We start from the raw sequence: 20,804 nt of genomic DNA, 5'->3' as shown, positions 1-20,804 counted from the left end.
AACATTTAGTCGCGCTTTTGTTGACATTCCCGGCGTTATGAAAATAAATGTCTATACAACCCATGACAAGTTAAGCGCTATGACTGAAGCCACTTCCGAACTCGTTATCTGGCGAAACGCCCGTCTCGCCACCTTGAACCCCGACCACGCTCAACCGTACGGTCTGCTGGAGCGCCACGCGCTGCTGGTCCGCGACGGTCGCATTGCGGCGATCGTCGCCGAAGATGACCTTCCCAGCGGGCGCAGGATCGATCTCGAAGGCCGGCTGGTCACGCCGGGATTAATCGACTGCCACACCCATCTCGTCTTCGGCGGCAGCCGGGCCCAGGAGTGGGAGCAGCGTCTGAACGGCGTCTCCTATCAGACCATCAGCGCCAGCGGCGGGGGGATTAATGCCACCGTGCGCGCCACCCGCGACAGCAGCGAAGCCGAGCTGCTGGCGCTGGCCCAGCCGCGGCTGGCCCGCCTGCTGCGTGAAGGGGTGACCACTCTGGAGATCAAATCCGGCTACGGTCTCGATCTGCAAAACGAGCGCAAAATGCTGCGGGTCGCCCGCCAGCTGGCCGACGACAATGGCGTCGAGCTTTCGGCGACGCTGCTCTCTGCCCACGCCACGCCGCCGGAATATCAAGGCGACGCCGACGGCTATATTACGCTGGTCTGCGAGACGATCCTGCCGACGCTGTGGCGGGAGGGACTGTTTGAAAGCGTCGACGTCTTCTGCGAAAACGTCGGTTTCAGCCCGCAGCAAACCGAGCGGGTGTTTCAGGCGGCGCAGGCGCTAGGCATCCCGGTTAAAGGTCACGTTGAGCAGCTCTCTTCGCTGGGCGGCGCGCAGCTGGTGAGCCGTTATCACGGACTGTCCGCCGACCATATCGAATATCTGACGGAAGAGGGGGTGGCGGCGATGCGCGAGAGCGGCACCGTGGCGGCCCTGCTGCCCGGCGCGTTCTACTTCCTCAATGAAACCCGCAAACCGCCGGTGGAACTGTTGCGCAAGTACCAGGTGCCGATGGCGGTGGCGACGGATTTCAACCCCGGCACCAGCCCCTTCGCCAGCCTGCATCTGGCGATGAACATGGCCTGCGTCAAATTTGGCCTGACGCCGGAAGAGGCGTGGGCCGGCGTGACGCGCCATGCCGCGCGGGCGCTGGGGCGGCAGAACAGCCACGGCCAGCTGGCGGCGGGCTTTGTGGCGAACTTTGCCATCTGGGATGCTGAGCATCCGGTCGAGATGGTGTATGAGCCGGGGCGCAGTCCGCTCTGGCAGCGTGTGGTACGAGGAGAACTACAATGATGCTGTGGCAAGCTACCCCCGCTAACCTTTGGCAAGGTCGCGACGACAGCGCGGAAGCGCCGAATGCGCTGCGTCTGTTCCAGACCATTCCCCGCGCCGAACGCTTCGCGCCGCAGGAGATGCCCGGCGATATCGCGCTGCTCGGCTTCGCCTGTGACGAAGGCGTCCGGCGCAACAAAGGGCGTACCGGAGCGGCTGACGGCCCGGCGACCCTACGCCGGGCGCTGGCCAATATGGCCAGCCATCAGGGCCACGACCGCTGCGTGGATATGGGCACGATTAGCGTCGAAGGCGACCAGCTGGAAGCCGCGCATCAGGCGCTGCGCGAGGCGGTGACCGCCTGCCAGCGCGCCGGCAAACGCACGCTGGTACTGGGCGGCGGCCACGAGACCGCCTTCGGTCACGGCGCCGGGATACTGGATGCCTTCCCCGGCGAAAAAGTGGGCATTATTAACCTCGATGCGCATCTGGATCTGCGCTTTGCCGAGTGCGCCAGCTCCGGGACGCCGTTCCGCCAGCTGGCGCTGGAGTGTGACGCGCAGCAGCGCGGTTTTCACTATACCTGCATTGGGGTCAGTCGGGCGGCCAACACCCAGGCGCTCTGGGAGGAAGCGGCGCGGCGCGAGGTGGCTATTGTGGAGGATCTACAGGTATTAGAGGCCTTCGAAACCCGGGTGCTGGCGGAGCTTGAGCGCAATATCGCGCAATTCGACCGTCTGTATCTGACTATCGATCTCGACGTGCTGCCGGCGCGCGAAATGCCGGCGGTATCCGCGCCGGCGGCGCTGGGCGTGCCGCTGGCGACCCTGCTGCGCATCGTAGAGCCGTTGTGCCGCAGCGGTAAGCTGCAGGCGGTGGATCTGGTGGAGTTCAACCCGCAGTTTGACATTGACGGTCAGGGCGCCCGCGCGGCGGCCCGTCTGGCATGGCAAATCGCCCATTGGTGGCAGTAGCCATTCCGGTATATTCTGGGTGTTTCGCCGCCCATTTTGCAAAAGGAAAGCCAGGCTATGTTTTCACAGCAACCCCGTTCCGCGCCCGCGCCTTTTTATGAGAAGGTGAAGCAGGCTATCGGTGAAAAAATTCACAGCGGCGTCTGGCGACCGCATGACCGTATCCCTTCGGAAGCGGAGCTGGTGGCCCAGTTCGGCTTCAGCCGGATGACCATCAACCGCGCGCTGCGCGAGCTAACGGATGAAGGCCTGCTGGTCAGGTTGCAAGGGGTGGGGACCTTTGTCGCCGAGCCGAAAGGGCAGTCGGCGCTGTTTGAGGTGCGCAGCATTGCCGAAGAAATTCTTGCCCGTCACCATCAGCACCGCTGCGAGGTGCTGCTGCTGGAGGAGACCCGGGCGGATCATATTCAGGCGACGGCGCTCAGCGTAGCGGAAGGCACCCGCATCTTTCACTCGCTGATGGTGCATTACGAAAACGAGGTGCCGGTACAAATCGAAGATCGCTGCGTCAATGCCGCGGTGGTGCCGGACTATCTCCAGCAGGATTATACCGCCACCACGCCCCATGATTATCTGTCGCTGATCGCCCCGTTAACCGAAGGTGAACATATTGTTGAAGCGGTGCAGGCCACAGCGGAAGAGTGCGCGCTGCTGCATATTCACGCCCACGATCCCTGCCTGCTGATCCGTCGCCGCACCTGGTCGACAACCCATATCGTTTCCCACGCGCGCCTGCTGTTCCCCGGCAGCCGTTATCGTCTGCAGGGCCGCTTTGGCTCCTGATCCACTCTGGCGTCAGCAAAACGTGATTGCTGACGCAATATAACAAAATTGTATCATTTCTGTTAAATCCTGGCTTGCGCATGCTTGTATAGACAAGTATATGTATCTACGTAAACAACGTTCATTGTCAGGAGAAACCCCGATGTCGCAAAGCAAATATCGCCAGCTGGACGTCCGTGCGCCAAGAGGCACGACGCTGACCGCGAAGAGCTGGTTGACCGAAGCCCCGCTGCGTATGTTAATGAATAACCTCGATCCCGATGTCGCCGAAAACCCGCACGAGCTGGTGGTCTATGGCGGTATTGGTCGCGCAGCGCGCAACTGGGAATGCTATGACGCTATCGTGAAGGCGCTGAAGAACCTGGAAAGTGACGAAACCCTGCTGGTCCAGTCCGGCCAGCCGGTGGGCGTTTTCAAAACCCATGAAAACTCGCCGCGCGTGCTGATCGCTAACTCCAACCTGGTCCCGCACTGGGCGACCTGGGAACACTTCAACGAGCTGGATGCCAAAGGGCTGGCGATGTACGGCCAGATGACCGCTGGCAGCTGGATCTACATTGGCAGCCAGGGCATCGTGCAGGGCACCTACGAAACCTTCGTCGAAGCCGGTCGTCAGCACTATCAGGGCAGCCTGAAAGGCCGCTGGGTGCTAACCGCCGGGCTGGGCGGCATGGGCGGCGCGCAGCCGCTGGCCGCGACGCTGGCCGGGGCCTGCTCGCTGAACATTGAATGCCAGCAGAGCCGCATCGATTTCCGTCTGCGCACCCGCTATGTGGACGAACAAGCTACTTCTCTGGATGACGCCCTGGCGCGCATCAAGAAATACACTGCCGAAGGTCGCGCTATCTCCATCGCCCTGTGCGGCAACGCCGCGGAGATCGTGCCGGAGCTGGTGAAACGCGGCGTGCGCCCGGATATGGTCACCGACCAGACCAGCGCCCACGACCCGCTGCACGGCTATCTGCCGAAAGGCTGGAGCTGGGAAGAGTATCAGCAGAAAGCCGAATCCGATCCGCAGGGCACCATTCTGGCGGCGAAACGCTCGATGGCCGACCACGTGCAGGCGATGCTGGCCTTCCATGAGATGGGGGTCCCGACCTTTGACTACGGTAACAACATTCGCCAGATGGCTCAGGAAGTGGGCGTCAGCAACGCCTTTGATTTCCCGGGCTTCGTGCCGGCCTATATCCGCCCGCTGTTCTGTCGGGGTATCGGACCGTTCCGATGGGTAGCGCTCTCCGGCGATCCGCAGGATATCTACAAAACCGACGCCAAAGTGAAAGAGATCATTAAGGATGATAAGCATCTGCACCACTGGCTGGATATGGCGCGCGAGCGCATCAGCTTCCAGGGGCTGCCGGCGCGTATCTGCTGGGTCGGTCTGGAATGGCGGCAGAAGCTGGGCCTGGCGTTTAACGAAATGGTGCGCAGCGGCGAAGTCTCCGCGCCGATCGTCATTGGCCGCGATCACCTTGACTCCGGCTCCGTCGCCAGCCCAAACCGCGAAACCGAAGCGATGCGCGACGGCTCTGACGCGGTCTCCGACTGGCCGCTGCTCAACGCCCTGCTCAACACCGCCAGCGGCGCGACCTGGGTGTCGCTGCACCACGGCGGCGGGGTAGGCATGGGCTTCTCGCAACACTCCGGGATGGTTATCGTCTGCGATGGCACCGATGAAGCGGCGGCGCGTATCGCCCGCGTCCTGCACAACGACCCGGCCACCGGTGTGATGCGTCATGCCGACGCGGGGTACGAGATTGCCATTGAATGCGCAGCAGAACAGGGTCTCAATCTTCCGATGGTCGCGGCAACGCAGGGGAACGCGAAATGAAATCTTTAACTCTGATCCCGGGTCAACTCAGCCTGTCGCAGCTCCGCGACATCTACAGCCACCCGGTGAATATTACCCTCGACAGCGGCGCGTTTGCCGCCATTGACGAGAGCGTGGCCTGCGTCAACGCCATCCTTGCCGAAGGGCGGACTGCCTACGGCATCAACACTGGTTTTGGCCTGCTGGCGCAGACCCGGATCTCGACGGAAGATCTGGAGAACCTGCAGCGTTCGCTGGTGCTGTCCCATGCGGCGGGCGTTGGCGAGCCGCTGGACGATGATCTGGCGCGGCTGATTATGGTGCTGAAGATTAACAGCCTGTCCCGCGGTTTCTCCGGGATCCGCCTGAGCGTGATCCAGGCGCTGATTGGCCTGGTGAATGCCGGCGTGACGCCGTGGATCCCGACGAAAGGTTCCGTCGGCGCCTCCGGCGACCTCGCGCCGCTGGCGCATATGTCGCTGACCCTGCTTGGCGAAGGCAAAGCGCGGGTACGCGGCGGCGAATGGCTGCCGGCCACCGAAGCGCTGCGTCAGGTTGGGCTGGAGCCGATTACCCTGGCGGCGAAAGAGGGGCTGGCGCTACTCAACGGCACCCAGGCCTCGACCGCTTTTGCCCTGCGCGGTTTGTTTGAAGCCGAAGATCTGTTCGCCTCCGCGGTCGTTTGCGGGGCGTTAACCACCGAAGCGGCGCTGGGTTCGCGTCGTCCGTTCGATGCGCGTATTCATGAGGTACGCGGCCAGCGCGGGCAGATTGATGCGGCGGCGCTGTATCGCCATCTGCTGACCGACGATAGCGCGATCTCGCAGTCGCACCATAACTGCAGCAAGGTGCAGGACCCGTACTCCCTGCGCTGTCAGCCGCAGGTGATGGGCGCCTGCCTGACCCAGATCCGCCAGGCGGCGGAAGTGCTGCTGGCCGAAGCCAACGCGGTCTCTGATAACCCGCTGGTCTTTGCCGCTGAAAATGACGTCATCTCCGGCGGTAACTTCCACGCCGAACCGGTGGCGATGGCCGCGGATAATATCGCGCTGGCGATCGCCGAAATCGGCTCGCTCTCCGAGCGCCGCATCGCGCTGATGATGGACAGCCATATGTCGCAGCTGCCGCCGTTCCTCGTGAAAAACGGCGGGGTAAACTCCGGGTTTATGATTGCCCAGGTCACGGCGGCGGCGCTGGCCAGTGAAAACAAAGCGCTATCGCACCCGCACAGCGTCGACAGCCTGCCGACCTCCGCCAACCAGGAAGACCACGTCTCGATGGCGCCGGCGGCCGGTCGCCGCCTGTGGGCGATGGCCGAGAACACCCGCGGCGTATTGGCCGTTGAGTGGCTGGCGGCGGTGCAGGGGCTGGATATGCGCGAAGGGCTGACCACCAGCCCACTGCTGGAAGAAGCGCGTCATCTGCTGCGCGAACGTGTCCCTCATTATACGCAGGATCGCTACTTCGCCCCGGATATCGATAATGCCATTGCGCTTCTGGCGGCCCGTCACCTGACGCGTCTGCTGCCTGCCGTACTGCCAGGCCTGCACTAATCACCGTTGTTCTCTGTACCCGCGTCGGGGGAAGTCATTCCCCCGACCGCCCTACATCGCATATTTGTCGTCATATAAAAAAACCAGGACACCTGTATATGCAACAACAACACAAGCCACATCTGCTGCGCGGGCTCAATGCCCGACACATTCGATTTATTGCGCTCGGCTCCGCTATCGGCACCGGGCTGTTCTATGGCTCGGCCTCCGCCATCAAGGCGGCGGGCCCGGCGGTGCTGCTGGCCTATCTGATTGGCGGCGCGGCGGTGTTTATCGTCATGCGCGCGCTGGGCGAGATGGCGGTGCGCAACCCGGTTTCCGGCTCCTTCGGCAGCTACGCCCGCCGGTATCTCGGGCCGCTGGCCGGGTTTATTACCGGCTGGACCTATACTTTTGAAATGGTGATCGTCGCCCTGGCCGACGTCACCGCCTTCGGCATCTATATGGGATTGTGGTATCCCGATGTCCCGCGCTGGATCTGGATCCTCAGCATCATCTTCTTTATCGGCGCCATGAACCTGTGCAACGTGCGGGTGTTCGGCGAGATGGAGTTCTGGCTGTCGCTGGTGAAGGTGGTGGCGATTATCGCCATGATGCTGGCGGGCGCCGGGATCATCTTCTTTGGCTTCGGCCATAGCTTCCCGGCTACCGGTCTGGAAAATCTGTGGAGCCACGGCGGCTTTGCTCCTAACGGCTGGCAGGGCGTTATCGCTTCGCTTGGCATCGTGATGTTCGCTTTCGGCGGGGTGGAGATTATCGGCGTCACCGCCGCGGAAGCGAAAGATCCGAAAAAGGTCATCCCGCAGGCCATCAATACCATTCCGCTGCGTATTATCCTGTTCTACGTCTGCACCCTGGCGGTGCTGATGGCGATTTTCCCGTGGAACAGCTTTGGCGAGCAGGGGAGTCCGTTTGTGCTGATTTTCGACGGTCTGGGGATCCCGGCGGCGGCGACAATCCTTAACATCATCGTGATCAGCGCCAGCATTTCGGCAATTAACAGCGATATCTTCGGCGCCGGACGCATGATGTACGGCATGTCGAAAGAGGGGCTGGCGCCGAAAAGCTTCCAGCGCATCGCCAGCAACGGCGTACCCTGGATGACGGTGGTGGTCATGGGCGGCGCGCTGCTGGCGGCGGTGGTGCTGAACTATCTGATCCCCGAGCAGGTCTTTGTGCTGATTGCTTCGCTGGCGGCATTCGCCACGGTGTGGGTGTGGCTGATGATCCTGCTGTCCCATTTCGCCATGCGCCGTAGTTTGTCTGCCGAAGAGCGCAGCCAGATTGCCTTCCCCGTCCCGTTCTGGCCGGTTGCGCCGCTGTTGACGCTGCTGTTTATGGGGCTGGTTATCGCGGTGCTGGGGATGTTTGCTGAGACGCGGATGGCGCTGATTGCCGGCCAGGTCTGGCTCGGGCTGCTGACGGTGGTGTGGTACGCGCGGGTGCGTAAAACGGCGCTGCAGGTAGCCACTGAACAGTAAGGCCAATTTCCCCGGTGGCGCTGCGCTTACCGGGGCTACAAATGGCACGGGCCGTAGGCCGGGCAAGGCGTCAGCCGCCGCCCGGCATAAAAGCGGCTCCGTGCCCGCGGCAATCGCCCGGCGGCGCTGCGCTTGCGTGGGCCTGGGGGGATTGTAGGTCGGGTAAGCGCAGCGCCACCCGAAAAACAAATGGCGCCACGGGTATCCCGGATAAGGCGACAGCCGCTATCCGGGGGGGAGATTAACTGAACAGGGCGGTGATGGAGGCGCTGGCGAGGGAATGGAAATGGACGTTAAAGCCGACCATTGCGCCGCTGGCCTCGGCATCCACTTCAATTTTCTCGACGTCCAGGGCGTGGACGGTAAAGATATAGCGGTGGGTCTCGCCCTTCGGCGGCGCTGCGCCGCCGTATCCCGCCTTGCCAAAATCGGTGCGGGTCTGAACGGCCTCTTCCGGCAGCTCCGCCTGACCGGAACCGGCCCCTTGCGGCAGGACGCGGGTATCCGCAGGCAGGTTAGCCACCACCCAGTGCCACCAGCCGGAGCCGGTCGGCGCATCCGGATCGTAGCAGGTCACCACAAAGCTTTTGGTTCCCGCGGGCACATCATCCCACATCAGATGCGGCGAAATATTGTCGCCATCGTAGCCCATGCCGTTGAAGACGTGACGATTAGGCAGCTTACCGCCGTCCTGGAGATCGTGACTGATCAGTTTCATGCTTCATCCTCATTGATAATGCGCTGATTAACCTGGAAGTGTAGCCTGCACCACGACGCAATTCCGCTATTTATTCGCTAAAAAATGTTTCGTCCTGCACCGCCAGGTTAACGGCGCGGGTCAGGCGGGACAGCTGCTCAGGCGCGATGATGTACGGCGGCATCAAATAGATCAGGCGGCCAAACGGGCGGATCCACACCCCCTGCTCGACGAAAAAGCGCTGCAGGGCAGCCATATTGACCGGGCGACGGGTTTCAACCACGCCAATAGCGCCCAGCACGCGGACATCGGCGACCAGGGCGGATCCCCGCGCCGGCGCCAGCTCGGCCAGCAGCTGGGCTTCAATCGCCGCCACCTGCCGCTGCCATTCGCCGCTCTCCAGCAGGCGCAGGCTTTCGCTGGCCACCGCGCAGGCCAGCGGGTTGCCCATAAAGGTCGGGCCGTGCATAAAGCAGCCGGCTTCACCGTTGCTGATGGTTTCCGCCACCTCGCGGGTGGTCAGCGCGGCGGAGAGGGTCATGGTGCCGCCGGTCAGCGCCTTGCCCAGACACAGAATATCGGCGGCGATACCGGCGTGCTCGCAGGCGAACAGCTTGCCGGTGCGGCCAAAGCCGGTGGCAATCTCATCGGCGATCAGCAGTATCCCTTCCCGGTCGCACATTTTACGCACCCGCTTCAGCCACTCCGGATGGTACATCCGCATCCCGCCCGCGCCCTGTACGATCGGTTCGAGGATCACCGCGGCGATGTCGTGACGGTGCGCGGCCATCAGGCGGGCAAAGGGCACCATATCCATTTCATCCCACTCGCCGTCAAAGCGGCTCTGCGGCGCGGGGGCGAACAGGTTATCCGGCAGATAGCCCTGCCACAGGCTGTGCATCGAGTTCTGCGGATCGCAGACCGACATCGCGCCGAAGGTATCGCCGTGATAGCCATTGCGGAAGGTCAGGAAACGTCGACGCGGTTGGCCTTTCGCCTGCCAGTACTGCAGGGCCATTTTCATCGCCACCTCAACCGCCACCGAACCGGAATCAGCGAGGAAAACGCACTCTAGCGATTCCGGAGTCATTGCCACCAGCTGGCGGCACAGGGCCACCGCCGAGGGGTGAGTGATCCCGCCGAACATGACGTGCGACATCTGGTCGATTTGCGCTTTCATCGCCGCATTCAGGCGCGGGTGATTGTAGCCGTGGATTGCCGCCCACCAGGAGGACATACCGTCAACCAACTGTTCGCCGCCGGCGAGGGACAGCTCGCAACCGTGGGCGGAAACCACCGGGTAGACCGGCAGGGGGGAAGTCATAGAGGTGTAGGGGTGCCAGATGTGGCGCCGATCGAAGGCGAGATCGTCCAGGGTCATAAGTGACTTGTAAACCATTTTGAAAACATTTAGGTTTACGAGTATAAACCGAACCGTAAATTAACAAAACCCTTTGGAGAGGCCAATGGCTCACCACGTACGTTGGACAATGTCGCAAGTAAATGAATTATTTAATAAACCACTCATCGATCTGTTATTCGAAGCGCAGCAAATCCACCGGCAACACTTTGATCCGCGCCAGGTGCAGGTCAGCACCCTGCTGTCGATCAAAACCGGCGCCTGCCCGGAAGATTGTAAATATTGTCCGCAGAGCGCGCGCTATAAAACCGGGCTCGAAACAGAGCGCCTGATGGAAGTCGAGCAGGTGCTGGAATCAGCGCGTCAGGCGAAAAACGCCGGCTCGACCCGCTTCTGCATGGGCGCGGCGTGGAAAAACCCCAATGACCGCGATATGCCGTATCTGGAGCAGATGGTGAAAGGGGTGAAGGCCCTGGGGCTGGAGTCGTGCATGACGCTTGGCACTCTGACAGACAGCCAGGCGCAGCGCCTGGCCGAGGCGGGCCTCGATTACTACAACCACAACCTCGATACCTCGCCGGAATTTTACGGCAACATCATCACCACCCGCACCTACCAGGAGCGCCTGGATACCCTGGACAAAGTGCGTGACGCCGGGATCAAAGTCTGCTCCGGCGGTATCGTCGGGCTGGGGGAGACCGTGAAAGACCGCGCCGGCCTGCTGCTGCAGTTGGCTAACCTGCCCACGCCGCCGGAAAGCGTACCGATCAACATGTTGGTGAAGGTCAAAGGTACGCCGCTGGCGGATAACGACGATGTCGACGCTTTCGATTTTATTCGCACTATCGCCATCGCGCGCATCATGATGCCCACCTCTTACGTGCGTCTCTCCGCCGGCCGCGAGCAGATGAACGAGCAGACCCAGGCGATGTGCTTTATGGCCGGGGCGAACTCGATTTTCTATGGCTGCAAACTGCTGACGACGCCTAATCCGGAAGAAGATAAAGACCTGCAACTGTTCCGCAAGCTGGGGATCAACCCGCAGCAGACGGCGGTGCTGGAAGGTGATAATGAGCAGCAGCAGCGCCTGGAGCAGGCCTTACTCACCCCGGACACTGAGGAATATTACAACGCGGCGGTGCTATGAGCTGGCAGCAGCGAATCGATCGGGCGCTGGACGAGCGACGAGCGGCGGATGCTCTTCGCCGCCGCCTGCCGGTGACGCACGGCGCCGGGCGCTGGCTGGCGCGGGAAGGGGAGCGCTGGCTTAACTTCTCCAGCAATGACTATCTTGGCCTGAGCCAGCATCCGGCGATTATCGCCGCCTGGCAGCAGGGGGCGGAACGTTATGGCGTCGGTTCCGGCGGTTCGGGACACGTAAGCGGCTATAACGAGGCCCACCGCGCGCTGGAAGAGGAACTTGCCGACTGGCTGGGCTATCCGCGCGCGTTGCTGTTTATCTCCGGCTTTGCCGCCAATCAGGCGCTGATCGCCGCCCTGGCGGATAAAGAGGATCGGATCGTGGCCGACCGCCTGAGCCACGCCTCCCTGCTGGAGGCGGCAAGCCTCAGCCCGGCGCAGCTACGCCGTTTCGCCCACAACGATCCGCAGCAGCTCGCGCAACTGCTGGCTAAGCCGCTGGCGGGCGAACAATTGGCGGTCACTGAAGGCATTTTCAGCATGGATGGCGACAGCGCGCCGCTGGCGGCCATTCACGCCGCGGCGCAGGCAGCAGGGGCATTGTTGCTGGTGGATGACGCCCACGGCGTCGGCGTGGTCGGCGACGAAGGACGCGGGAGCTGCGCCGCGCAGGCGGTGCGCCCTGAGCTGCTGGTGGTTACCTTCGGCAAGGCCTTCGGCGTCAGCGGCGCGGCGGTGCTGTGCGACGAAGCAATGGCCGATTATCTGCTGCAGTTTGCCCGTCATTTGATCTATAGCACCGCGATGCCGCCCGCCCAGGCGGTGGCGCTGAGCGCCGCGCTACGGGTGATTCGCAGCAATGAAGGACAGCAGCGTCGCGACATCCTGGCCGCCCGCATCCGGCAGTTCCGCAAGGGGATGGGCGAGACGTCGCTGGGTTTGACCGACTCCGTCAGCGCGATCCAGCCGCTGATCGTCGGCGATAACGGCCGGGCGCTGAGCCTGGCCGCACGTCTGCGCGACGCGGGCTGCTGGACGACGGCGATCCGTCCACCGACGGTGCCGGTCGGCAGCGCTCGTCTGCGCCTGACCCTGACCGCCGTCCATCAGGCTGAGGACATTAACCGTTTACTGGAGGTGCTGCATGGCCACGGTGAATAAGCAGGCGGTGGCCGCGGCGTTTGGCCGGGCGGCCGGCGGCTATTCGCAACATGATGAACTGCAGCGGCGCAGCGCGGAATTGCTGCTGCGCCAGCTGGCGCGTCGCGATTTTCCCCGGGTGCTGGATGCTGGCTGCGGCCCCGGCGGCATGAGCCGCCGCTGGCGTGAGGCGGGCAGCGTGGTGACCGCGCTGGATCTCTCCCCCGGGATGCTGGCCCAGGCGCAGCGTAACGACGCCGCCCAGTATTACCTGCTGGGCGACATTGAGGCGCTGCCGCTGCCGGACGCCTGCGTCGATCTGGCGTGGAGCAATCTGGCGGTGCAGTGGTGCGACGATCTGCGCGCCGCCCTTGGCGAGCTGTACCGGGTGGTGCGCCCCGGCGGCAGGGTGGCGTTTAGCACGCTGCTGGCCGACTCGCTGCCGGAGCTCAATCAGGCGTGGCAGGCCATCGACGACCGGCCGCATGCCAACCGTTTTCTCAGCGAAGCGGCGGTGCGCGCGGCGCTGAGCGGCCTGCGGGCGTCCGGCAAGGTGCATCAGATTAGCCTGCCGTTCGCCGACGCGCTGAGCGCCATGCGATCGCTGAAGGGCATCGGCGCCACCCATTTGCACCAGGGGCGGGCATCGGCCCCGCTTGGCCGCGGCAAACTGCGCGAGCTACAGCTGGCCTGGCCGCAGCGGCAGGGCGTCTGCCCGCTGACGTATTCTCTTTTTACAGGAGTCATTGAGCGTGACTAAACGTTTTTTTGTCACCGGGACCGATACTGAAGTCGGGAAAACCATCGCCAGCAGCGCCCTGCTGCAGGCGGCGAATCAGCTGGGTTTTCACACCGCTGGCTACAAGCCGGTGGCTTCCGGCAGCGAGCTTACCGCCGCAGGGCTGCGTAATGAAGACGCGCTGGCGCTGCAGCGTCATAGCCGGGTCGCGCTGCGCTATGAACAGGTTAACCCGTATACCTTCGCCGAGCCGACCTCACCGCACATCATCAGCGCCGACGAAGGGCGTCCGATCGCCGCGGCGAGGCTCTCCAGCGGGCTGCGCGAGTTAGAACGCCTCGCCGACTGGGTGCTGGTGGAAGGGGCCGGCGGCTGGTTTACGCCGCTGTCGGAAACCCTGACCTTTGCCGACTGGGCGCAGGCGGAGCAGCTGCCGGTGATTCTGGTGGTGGGCGTCAAGCTCGGCTGCATCAATCACGCGATGCTTACCGCCCAGGCGGTACGCCAGGCAGGGCTGCCGCTCGCGGGTTGGATCGCCAATGACGTGCAGCCGCCGGGCAAGCGCCACGCCGAGTATCTGGCGACGCTGAAAAACCGGCTGGCCGCGCCGTTCCTCGGCGAAATACCGTGGCTTGCCGATATCGCGCAGCGCGACGATCTCGGCCAGTATCTGGATCTCAGGGCGCTGGATCCGGCGTCATCCACTGCGCCAGCAGCGGTTCATCCAGCGCCATAATATCGCCTTCGGCGACGTTACGGCCCCGGTGCAAAACACAGAAACGATCCGCTACCCGGCGGATAAAGGGCAGGTGCTGCTCGGCGAGCAGCACCGTCAGGCCGATATCGCGATTCAACCGCAGCAGCAGATCCGCCAGCTTTTGCAGACAGCGCGGTCCTCTGCCGCGCGAGGGTTCATCAAGGATCAGCAGCCGTGGCTGGACAATCAGCGCCCTGGCCAGCGCCAGTTGGTACTGATCGTCGTCGCTCAGCGAGGCGCCTTTGCGCTGCCGTAGGGCATAGAGTTCGGGAAAATGTTCATAGATCTCGCCGCCGCTGGCGTTAGCCCCGGGTTTCCCGGCCGCGAGGGCTATATGCAGATTCTCTTCCACGCTGAGCTGCGAAAAGATGCGTTTATCCTGCGGCACATAGCCGATACCGATGGCGCTGCGCGACTGGGCCGACAGGGGCGTGAGATCCTGCGGCGGGGCGCCAATGTCATGCCAGGTCATCCGGCCGCTGGCCACCGGCAGGTGCCCGGCAATGCAGTTAACCAGGGTGGTTTTTCCCATGCCCTCGCGTCCCAGTACGCCAATGCACTCCCCCGGGCGTAGTTCAAGATCGACATTCCACAGCGAATGCTGGTTGCCGTAAAAGTGATTTACTGCCTGTAAATTCAACATGGACGTTTTCTCCTTATCCTGGCGTCAGGGCGACAGAAAGATGCTGCAAAACTCTTGCCAGGAAAAAGAACGCTCGGAAAAAAACGCTAAATGCCGATACCATCAGGCACAGCCAGCGCCTGGGGTGCACTTTTCCGGTGCCCGACGCTAAAGGGTGGTGCAAAAAGCAGCAAAAATCGAGCGGCTTTAAGCGGATAGTTATCAAAAATAGTTCGATAAAAATTTTTCGCCACGTGATTAAGGCCGCCAGACGATTTGCGCCGGGCGGCGGCGGTCTTGGGCTGCAGACAGTTATCCACTATTCCTGTGGATAACCTTGTGTATTAGAGTTAGAAAACCTGCGGTAAGCTAGAGCGTACGCGGCTTGCGGCTGAATTGGCGTGAAAGGCGTCTTTTCTTTAAAAGCATTAAATATCAGCTTGTTAGATAAAATCAATGGGTGTAAGAAAAGCGTCATCTGCTGCCATAAAACTTTCACCCGTCCGCTTGACAAATGTTAAAAGGTAAAAATTTCTGGGGATAACCCTGACGGCCGGAGGATTATTCCGCCCGGCGCGCGTTTTATACCCTGCTTACCGGCAAAAAAGGCCATATTGTGGCGCTATCATAAGCACGCACTGTTTAAATATCCAGTATAATTTATTGGCAAAAAACGGCCCGGGGGGTAGAATTAAACACCGGCCGCTAAATCTTTTTCAGGTTCTGATTGATGAGTAAATCGTTTGTTCTGCATTCCGCCTTTCGCCCCTCCGGAGACCAACCGGAAGCCATCCGCCGCCTGGAAGAGGGGCTGGAGGATGGGCTCGCGCATCAAACGCTGCTGGGGGTCACCGGCTCCGGTAAGACCTTTACCATCGCCAACGTGATTGCCGATCTGCAGCGGCCGACGATGGTGCTGGCGCCAAACAAAACTCTGGCGGCCCAGCTCTACGGCGAGATGAAAGAGTTTTTCCCGGAGAATGCCGTCGAGTATTTCGTCTCCTACTACGATTACTATCAGCCGGAAGCCTATGTCCCCAGCTCAGATACCTTCATTGAGAAAGATGCCTCGGTAAACGAACATATCGAGCAGATGCGCCTGTCGGCCACCAAAGCGCTGCTTGAGCGGCGCGATGTGGTGGTGGTGGCCTCGGTCTCGGCTATTTACGGCCTCGGCGACCCGGACCTGTATCTGAAAATGATGTTGCATCTGACGGTGGGGATGCTGATTGACCAGCGGGCGATCCTGCGCCGCCTGGCGGAACTGCAGTATACCCGCAACGATCAGGCCTTCCAGCGCGGCACCTTCCGGGTGCGCGGCGAGGTGATCGACGTCTTCCCGGCGGAATCGGACGATATCGCCCTGCGCATTGAGCTGTTTGACGAAGAAGTTGAGCGCCTGTCGCTGTTCGACCCGCTCACCGGCCATGTGGAATCGACGGTGCCGCGCTACACCATTTATCCCAAGACCCACTACGTGACGCCGCGGGAGCGCATTGTCCAGGCGATGGAAGAGATTAAGCTGGAACTGGCGGAGCGGCGCAAGGTGCTGCTGGCCAACAACAAGCTGCTGGAAGAGCAGCGCTTAACCCAGCGCACCCAGTTCGACCTCGAAATGATGAACGAGCTGGGCTACTGCTCGGGCATTGAAAACTACTCGCGCTTCCTCTCCGGGCGCGGCCCCGGCGAGCCGCCGCCCACCCTGTTCGACTACCTGCCGGCAGACGGCCTGCTGGTGATTGACGAATCCCACGTCACGGTGCCGCAGATCGGCGGTATGTACCGCGGCGACCGGGCGCGCAAAGAGACGCTGGTGGAGTACGGCTTCCGCCTGCCGTCGGCGCTGGATAACCGGCCGATGAAGTTTGAAGAATTCGAAGCGCTGGCGCCGCAAACCATCTACGTGTCGGCGACCCCCGGCGCCTACGAGCTGGATAAATCCGGCGGCGAGGTGGTGGATCAGGTGGTGCGGCCGACCGGTCTGCTGGATCCGATCATCGAAGTGCGGCCGGTGGCGACCCAGGTCGACGATCTACTGTCGGAGATCCGCCTGCGCACGGCTATCAACGAGCGCGTGCTGGTCACCACCCTCACCAAGCGGATGGCGGAAGACTTAACCGAGTACCTTGAGGAGCACGGCGAGCGGGTGCGCTATCTGCACTCGGATATCGACACCGTCGAACGTATGGAGATTATCCGCGACCTGCGTCTTGGCGAGTTTGACGTGCTGGTGGGGATCAACCTGCTGCGTGAGGGGCTGGATATGCCGGAGGTGTCGCTGGTGGCGATCCTGGATGCGGACAAAGAGGGCTTCCTGCGCTCCGAACGCTCGCTGATCCAGACCATCGGCCGCGCGGCGCGCAACGTCAACGGCAAGGCTATCCTGTACGGCGATAAGATCACCCCCTCGATGGCGAAAGCCATCGGCGAGACGGAGCGTCGACGTGAGAAACAGCAGCGCTATAACGAAGAGCACGGCATTGTGCCGCAGGGGCTCAACAAGAAAGTGGTGGATATCCTGCAGCTGGGCCAGAGCCTGGCGAAAACCAAAGCCAAAGGGCGCGGTAAAGCGAAGGCCGTCGAGCCTGCCGGGCTCAGCGGCGTGGATATGACGCCAAAAGCGCTGCAGCAGAAAATCCACGAGCTGGAAGGGCAGATGATGCAGCACGCGCAGAACCTCGAGTTTGAAGAGGCGGCGCAAATTCGCGACCAGCTGCATCAGCTGCGCGAACTGTTTATCGCCGCCTCCTGAGTGCCGGCGTGTACTGCCGGGAGGTGGACGTGCGGGAAGCAGACAAGGCGTGGCCCTGTTCCGCAGCCAGATAACCATTCGCGGTGAAGAAAAAAGGCCGCAAAGCGGCCTTCTTAATGTTTGCTTAATCTCGCCAGGCGACACTATCCTCAACCTGATGAGGATAGCGCCCATGCAAAAAATCAACTTCCGTGAATATCTGGCGGTCGCCACCGCCCTGGTCATTATTGTTGCCTTCTTCCATCAGTGGGTGCTGACGTTCTGACCCCCGCGCCGCGGGAATAACACCCACGCGCGGACCCCTGGCCCCGGCTGGCGGTTATGTAAAAAGAACTGGGCGTCATGCAGCTGAGCGATGCGCGTGACGATGCTCAGTCCTAGCCCTATACCGCCGTAGCGACTGTCCATGCGCACGAAGGCCTTACTGAGTTCGCCGCTTTTCGCCTCATCAATCCCCGGTCCTTCATCTTCCACTGCCATCACCGGCATCAGACCCGCTTTCACCGACACGCGGATCGTCGACCCTTGCGGGCTGTAGCGATGGGCATTCTCCACCAGATTGCGCAGAATGACGCGGATGAGCGTCGCGTCGCCAGAGACGACGGCCTCGCTTTCGACATCCGTCAGCAGCAGCCGTTGCTGGCGCTCGGCCAGCATGGTCTCCAGCTCATCCTGCAGCGGTTTGACCACGTCATCCAGCAGCAGCACCTGCTGATAGCTGCCGGCGGAAAAGGACTGACCGACGCGCGCCAGCTGCAGCAGCTGCGAAATGCTGGTGGTCATCTGGTCGAGCCGCTGGATCAGCGGGTCGACGCCCATGCCGTGCACTTTCGCCAGCAGCTCAAGGTGCAGCCGCAGCCCGGCCAGCGGGGTGCGCAGCTCGTGCGCCACGTCGGCGGTAAACAGCCGTTCGCGATCGAGAGTCAGATTGAGGCGGGAAACCAGCTGATTCAGGGCGGTGGTCACCGCCGTCACCTCGGGCACCGATTCGCTGAGCACGATGGGGGTGAGGTTGTCCGGGGTACGACTCTCCAGCTCGCTTTGCAGACGTGACAGCGGGCGGGTGATTTTGCGTACCGCCAGCATGCTGATATACAGCGCCAGACCCACGATCAGCAGGCTCGGCACCAGCAGGCTGGCGACCGCTTCCCGAACCTCATGCTCCACATGCTTCTGGTTGTTGTGCCCTTCGATGGCGCTGGCCACCAGCAGCTGGATCTGCTCTTTGCTCTCATGCCATAGCCAGAAGACGCTGATCAGCTGGCAGACCACCAGAATGGCGCCGATGGTCAACAGCAGCCGGTGACGCATGGTCCAGTTTTCGGTTGCAAACAGAGCCATGGTCTATTCCGTATCGATGTGGTTAGCCAGCATATAGCCGAAGCCCCTGACGGTGCGGATCCGCGATTTGCCAATCTTATCGCGCAGGTTATGGATATGCACTTCCAGGGTATTGGTCGCTGGCTCATTGTCCCAGCTGTAGATATCGTTGTAGAGGATCTCACGATGTACCGGGCTGCCGGCTTTCATCATCAGCCGCGACAGCAGGGCATACTCCTTCGGCGTCAGATCCAGCGCCGTCTCACCGAGCCACACCTGGCGGCGGGTGACGTTGAGGCGCAGATCGCCGACGCTGATTTCGTTATCGCCCTGATTATTATGCCGACGGAGCAGGGCGCGAATGCGCGCGTTTAGCTCTTCCAGGGCAAAGGGTTTCACCAGATAGTCATCCGCGCCGGTGTCGAGACCGCTAATGCGATCCTCAAGGGTATCGCGGGCGGTGAGGATCAGCACCGGCTGGGTCATTTTCTCCCGCCGCATACGGGCGAGAAAATGCAGGCCGTCTTCGTCCGGCAGGCCGAGGTCGAGTACGATCAGGCTGTAGTGATTGCTGGCCAGCGACAGCGCCGCTTCGTGCGCCGTGGAGACGCCGTCGCACACGTATCCTTCACTTTGCATCGCCAGTATCAACCCCTGCAACAGCAGCGCATCGTCTTCAATGACTAAGATTTTCATCAACCAGCCTCTCTACATGGCGTTAAAATATCATCTGCCGCCTGGTACTCGTGGGTGCTGACGCCGAGCAGGCCGAGCAGGGTGGAGAACAGATTATCTTGTGAATAATCCTTCGTCTTAGCCTGTTGTTGCAAACACTGGCTGGAAACACCGTAACGTTGCTGGTAATCCGGCGACAGCCACAGCAGCATGGGCACGTGCTTTTGCGTATCCGGCGCAATGGAGTACGGCAGACCATGCAAATAGACGCCATTTTCGCCCAGCGATTCGCCGTGGTCGGACAAATAAACCAGGCTAGTGGTGAATTTGTCCTGTTTAGATTGCAGTAGTTTTATCGCTTTATCAACGACATAGTCGACATACAGAATGGTGTTATCGTAGGTATTGGTCAACTGTTGTTGCGTACAACTTTGGATTTCATTGGTATCGCAGGTTGGGGTGAATTTTTTGAACTCAGCCGGATAGCGATTGTAATAGGTTGGGCCGTGGCTGCCGATGGTATGCAGCACAATAATGCCATCCTGTTGCAGGTTATCGATATAGCTGTCGAGATTATGGAACAGCACGTCGTCGTAGCACTCGCCGTCGATGCACTGTCCGGTTAGCTTCAGATCGGTCACGTTCTGATGCGGTACCCGATCGCATGCCCCCTTGCAGCCGCCATCGTTGTCGTTCCACAGCACCTGGATGCCGGCGCGCTGCAGAATATCCAGGACGCCTTCCTGGTGATGGGCCAGCTCTTCGTCATAGCGCGCGCGCGGCATATTGGAGAACATGCAGGGCACGGAAACCGCAGTTGCTGTGCCGCAGGAGGTGGTTTTCGGGAAGTACACCACGTTGTCCTGTTGCAGGCGCGGGTTAGTCTCCCGATCGTAGCCGCCCAGTGAGAAGTTATCCGCTCGCGAAGTCTCGCCGAGCACCACAATCGTCAGGTTCTTACGGGGACCGTTATGCATCACCGGTTTCTGCGTGGCATCTTCGCCAATCTTCACCAGCGGCAGGTTGTCCATGCGATGGTGCGCATACCAGGAGTTCAGCGCCACAATGCTGTTGGAGGGGCTCAGGGATTTCACCAGCTCTTTGTTGTTACGAAACAGCGAGGCATAGTCTTTATAAAAGAGGGCGGCAATCAGGACGATTAGCAGCGCGGACGCCACCATATTCACCAGACGCCAGGCCACACCGCGCCATAGGGTGGCCGGTTTACGAATTTTAATCCACCAGGCGACCAGCACCGCCAGCACCCCGGAGAGTCCAAGGACAACGATCATTTCGCCGGAGAGCAGGGCAAAGCTCTCCGCCGGGGTGGTGTCGAGGATGTTGGTGATCATGCTGCGGTCAATCACCACGCCGAAGGACCAGATAAAGTACTGCGCCGAAGCGCTGAGCAGAATAAAAAGGCTAATCACCAGCCGGTCAAGTTTGAGGAACGAGGCGAGGGTGGTGAGGATATTCATCACGCTGAAGGCCACCAGCGGCATACTCAAAAACACCAGCGCCGTGCGCAGGTTGTCCACCGGCAGCAGCGTATACGCCTGGCGGTAGAAGGCGAGATTAAGAAAAAGCCCGATATAGACCGCAAAAAGAATCAGATAAGTCGTGCGGCTGACAACCGGCCGACGCAGAGGCAATAACGACATAGTGCATACCCACAGGAAGAGATAAGGGTATAGTGCCAGCTCTGTTTTAAGACAACCTTAAGAT

General features: G+C 61.3%; 18 protein-coding genes. 11 read left to right on the top strand and 7 right to left on the bottom strand.

Going from position 1 to position 20,804, the window contains the following annotated elements; genetic code table 11:
• The first annotated feature begins 37 nt into the window (after positions 1 to 37).
• From hutI to ACQUTI_RS10260, 6 genes are all read left to right on the top strand, one after another.
• Entirely contained in the window at positions 38 to 1,297 is a 1,260-nt protein-coding gene (gene hutI, locus ACQUTI_RS10285) for an imidazolonepropionase (protein WP_072500723.1), read from the top strand.
• The gene (gene hutG / locus ACQUTI_RS10280; protein ID WP_023320005.1) at positions 1,294 to 2,250 is read left to right on the top strand and encodes a formimidoylglutamase; all 957 of its coding nucleotides are present in this window, start codon (positions 1,294 to 1,296) and stop codon (positions 2,248 to 2,250) included. Before hutI ends, hutG begins: the two co-directional genes overlap by 4 nt.
• Before the next feature lie 57 nt (positions 2,251 to 2,307).
• On the top strand, positions 2,308 to 3,033 hold the full coding sequence (locus ACQUTI_RS10275) for a histidine utilization repressor (protein ID WP_043521795.1): 726 nt from the start codon (positions 2,308 to 2,310) through the stop codon (positions 3,031 to 3,033).
• Between the two features lie 142 nt (positions 3,034 to 3,175).
• Positions 3,176 to 4,864, top strand: coding sequence for a urocanate hydratase (hutU, locus tag ACQUTI_RS10270; protein ID WP_254465479.1), 1,689 nt, complete (start codon positions 3,176 to 3,178; stop codon positions 4,862 to 4,864).
• Entirely contained in the window at positions 4,861 to 6,396 is a 1,536-nt protein-coding gene (gene hutH / locus ACQUTI_RS10265) for a histidine ammonia-lyase (protein ID WP_122542062.1), read from the top strand. The genes hutU and hutH overlap by 4 nt, the downstream gene beginning before the upstream one ends.
• A gap of 98 nt (positions 6,397 to 6,494) precedes the next feature.
• Positions 6,495 to 7,877: an amino acid permease gene (locus ACQUTI_RS10260; RefSeq protein ID WP_428923258.1), complete on the top strand. Its 1,383-nt coding sequence runs from the start codon at positions 6,495 to 6,497 to the stop codon at positions 7,875 to 7,877.
• Between the two features lie 241 nt (positions 7,878 to 8,118).
• Here the strand turns inward: ACQUTI_RS10260 and ACQUTI_RS10255 are convergent, their stop codons facing one another.
• Together ACQUTI_RS10255 and bioA are read right to left on the bottom strand one after the other, a co-directional pair.
• Positions 8,119 to 8,595, bottom strand: coding sequence for a kinase inhibitor (locus tag ACQUTI_RS10255; RefSeq protein ID WP_002895575.1), 477 nt, complete (start codon positions 8,593 to 8,595; stop codon positions 8,119 to 8,121).
• A gap of 70 nt (positions 8,596 to 8,665) precedes the next feature.
• Positions 8,666 to 9,955 carry an adenosylmethionine--8-amino-7-oxononanoate transaminase gene (gene bioA, locus ACQUTI_RS10250; protein ID WP_117124465.1) on the bottom strand — a complete coding sequence of 430 codons (1,290 nt, stop codon included), beginning with the start codon at positions 9,953 to 9,955 and terminating at the stop codon, positions 8,666 to 8,668.
• An 85-nt stretch (positions 9,956 to 10,040) separates the two neighbouring features.
• Here bioA and bioB point away from each other — a divergent pair, with 85 nt between their 5' ends.
• Genes bioB through bioD form a run of 4 tightly spaced genes read left to right on the top strand, consistent with a single transcriptional unit; the run spans position 10,041 to position 13,689 of the window.
• Complete coding sequence (bioB, locus tag ACQUTI_RS10245) at positions 10,041 to 11,081, top strand: biotin synthase BioB (RefSeq protein WP_043521800.1); 1,041 nt, start codon at positions 10,041 to 10,043, stop codon at positions 11,079 to 11,081.
• On the top strand, positions 11,078 to 12,235 hold the full coding sequence (bioF, locus tag ACQUTI_RS10240) for an 8-amino-7-oxononanoate synthase (protein WP_049092841.1): 1,158 nt from the start codon (positions 11,078 to 11,080) through the stop codon (positions 12,233 to 12,235). Before bioB ends, bioF begins: the two co-directional genes overlap by 4 nt.
• Positions 12,219 to 12,974, top strand: a complete 756-nt coding sequence (gene bioC, locus ACQUTI_RS10235; RefSeq protein WP_080837416.1) for a malonyl-ACP O-methyltransferase BioC — start codon at positions 12,219 to 12,221, stop codon at positions 12,972 to 12,974. Before bioF ends, bioC begins: the two co-directional genes overlap by 17 nt.
• Entirely contained in the window at positions 12,967 to 13,689 is a 723-nt protein-coding gene (gene bioD / locus ACQUTI_RS10230; protein ID WP_023320010.1) for a dethiobiotin synthase, read from the top strand. The genes bioC and bioD overlap by 8 nt, the downstream gene beginning before the upstream one ends.
• On the opposite strand, the gene ACQUTI_RS10225 is transcribed toward bioD, so the two are convergent.
• Positions 13,631 to 14,353, bottom strand: coding sequence for an ABC transporter ATP-binding protein (locus ACQUTI_RS10225; protein ID WP_017900923.1), 723 nt, complete (start codon positions 14,351 to 14,353; stop codon positions 13,631 to 13,633). The genes bioD and ACQUTI_RS10225 overlap by 59 nt on opposite strands.
• An 86-nt stretch (positions 14,354 to 14,439) precedes the next feature.
• The gene (locus ACQUTI_RS10220) at positions 14,440 to 14,652 is read right to left on the bottom strand and encodes a hypothetical protein (protein WP_004886124.1); all 213 of its coding nucleotides are present in this window, start codon (positions 14,650 to 14,652) and stop codon (positions 14,440 to 14,442) included.
• A 410-nt stretch (positions 14,653 to 15,062) separates the two neighbouring features.
• Between ACQUTI_RS10220 and uvrB the strand changes: the two genes are divergently transcribed.
• On the top strand, positions 15,063 to 17,084 hold the full coding sequence (gene uvrB / locus ACQUTI_RS10215; RefSeq protein WP_004886127.1) for an excinuclease ABC subunit UvrB: 2,022 nt from the start codon (positions 15,063 to 15,065) through the stop codon (positions 17,082 to 17,084).
• Positions 17,085 to 17,327: 243 nt separating this feature from the next.
• Here uvrB and pmrB read toward each other — a convergent pair whose 3' ends face one another.
• From pmrB to eptA, 3 genes are read right to left on the bottom strand one after another with little or no spacing between them, the layout of a single operon-like run.
• Positions 17,328 to 18,425 carry a two-component system sensor histidine kinase PmrB gene (pmrB, locus tag ACQUTI_RS10210; RefSeq protein ID WP_004886129.1) on the bottom strand — a complete coding sequence of 366 codons (1,098 nt, stop codon included), beginning with the start codon at positions 18,423 to 18,425 and terminating at the stop codon, positions 17,328 to 17,330.
• A gap of 3 nt (positions 18,426 to 18,428) precedes the next feature.
• Positions 18,429 to 19,100 (bottom strand): two-component system response regulator PmrA, encoded by a 672-nt coding sequence (pmrA, locus tag ACQUTI_RS10205; RefSeq protein WP_004886130.1) that lies wholly within the window; start codon positions 19,098 to 19,100, stop codon positions 18,429 to 18,431.
• A complete protein-coding gene (gene eptA / locus ACQUTI_RS10200; protein WP_049004257.1) occupies positions 19,100 to 20,740 on the bottom strand; it encodes a phosphoethanolamine transferase EptA in 1,641 nt (546 codons plus the stop codon). The genes pmrA and eptA overlap by 1 nt, the downstream gene beginning before the upstream one ends.
• Between the last annotated feature and the right edge of the window lie 64 nt (positions 20,741 to 20,804).

This window comes from Klebsiella sp. 7-CIP_Kleb., assembly GCF_050378655.1.
Taxonomy (GTDB): Bacteria; Pseudomonadota; Gammaproteobacteria; order Enterobacterales; family Enterobacteriaceae; genus Klebsiella; species Klebsiella quasipneumoniae.
The sequence above is the reverse complement of the archived record's forward strand: the minus strand, read 5'-3'. Positions and strand labels throughout refer to the sequence as shown.

Excerpts from the sequence above, each read along its gene's own strand:
- ACQUTI_RS10255 (WP_002895575.1), bottom strand. The coding sequence starts at position 8,595 with ATGAAACTGATCAGTCACGATCTCCAGGACGGCGGTAAGCTGCCTAAT.
- ACQUTI_RS10260 (WP_428923258.1), top strand. The coding sequence starts at position 6,495 with ATGCAACAACAACACAAGCCACATCTGCTGCGCGGGCTCAATGCCCGA.
- bioB (WP_043521800.1), top strand. The coding sequence starts at position 10,041 with ATGGCTCACCACGTACGTTGGACAATGTCGCAAGTAAATGAATTATTT.
- hutH (WP_122542062.1), top strand. The coding sequence starts at position 4,861 with ATGAAATCTTTAACTCTGATCCCGGGTCAACTCAGCCTGTCGCAGCTC.
- hutI (WP_072500723.1), top strand. The coding sequence starts at position 38 with ATGAAAATAAATGTCTATACAACCCATGACAAGTTAAGCGCTATGACT.
- bioC (WP_080837416.1), top strand. The coding sequence starts at position 12,219 with ATGGCCACGGTGAATAAGCAGGCGGTGGCCGCGGCGTTTGGCCGGGCG.
- bioA (WP_117124465.1), bottom strand. The coding sequence starts at position 9,955 with ATGACCCTGGACGATCTCGCCTTCGATCGGCGCCACATCTGGCACCCC.
- uvrB (WP_004886127.1), top strand. The coding sequence starts at position 15,063 with ATGAGTAAATCGTTTGTTCTGCATTCCGCCTTTCGCCCCTCCGGAGAC.
- eptA (WP_049004257.1), bottom strand. The coding sequence starts at position 20,740 with ATGTCGTTATTGCCTCTGCGTCGGCCGGTTGTCAGCCGCACGACTTAT.
- hutG (WP_023320005.1), top strand. The coding sequence starts at position 1,294 with ATGATGCTGTGGCAAGCTACCCCCGCTAACCTTTGGCAAGGTCGCGAC.
- ACQUTI_RS10225 (WP_017900923.1), bottom strand. The coding sequence starts at position 14,353 with ATGTTGAATTTACAGGCAGTAAATCACTTTTACGGCAACCAGCATTCG.
- hutU (WP_254465479.1), top strand. The coding sequence starts at position 3,176 with ATGTCGCAAAGCAAATATCGCCAGCTGGACGTCCGTGCGCCAAGAGGC.
- bioF (WP_049092841.1), top strand. The coding sequence starts at position 11,078 with ATGAGCTGGCAGCAGCGAATCGATCGGGCGCTGGACGAGCGACGAGCG.
- pmrB (WP_004886129.1), bottom strand. The coding sequence starts at position 18,425 with ATGGCTCTGTTTGCAACCGAAAACTGGACCATGCGTCACCGGCTGCTG.
- ACQUTI_RS10275 (WP_043521795.1), top strand. The coding sequence starts at position 2,308 with ATGTTTTCACAGCAACCCCGTTCCGCGCCCGCGCCTTTTTATGAGAAG.
- pmrA (WP_004886130.1), bottom strand. The coding sequence starts at position 19,100 with ATGAAAATCTTAGTCATTGAAGACGATGCGCTGCTGTTGCAGGGGTTG.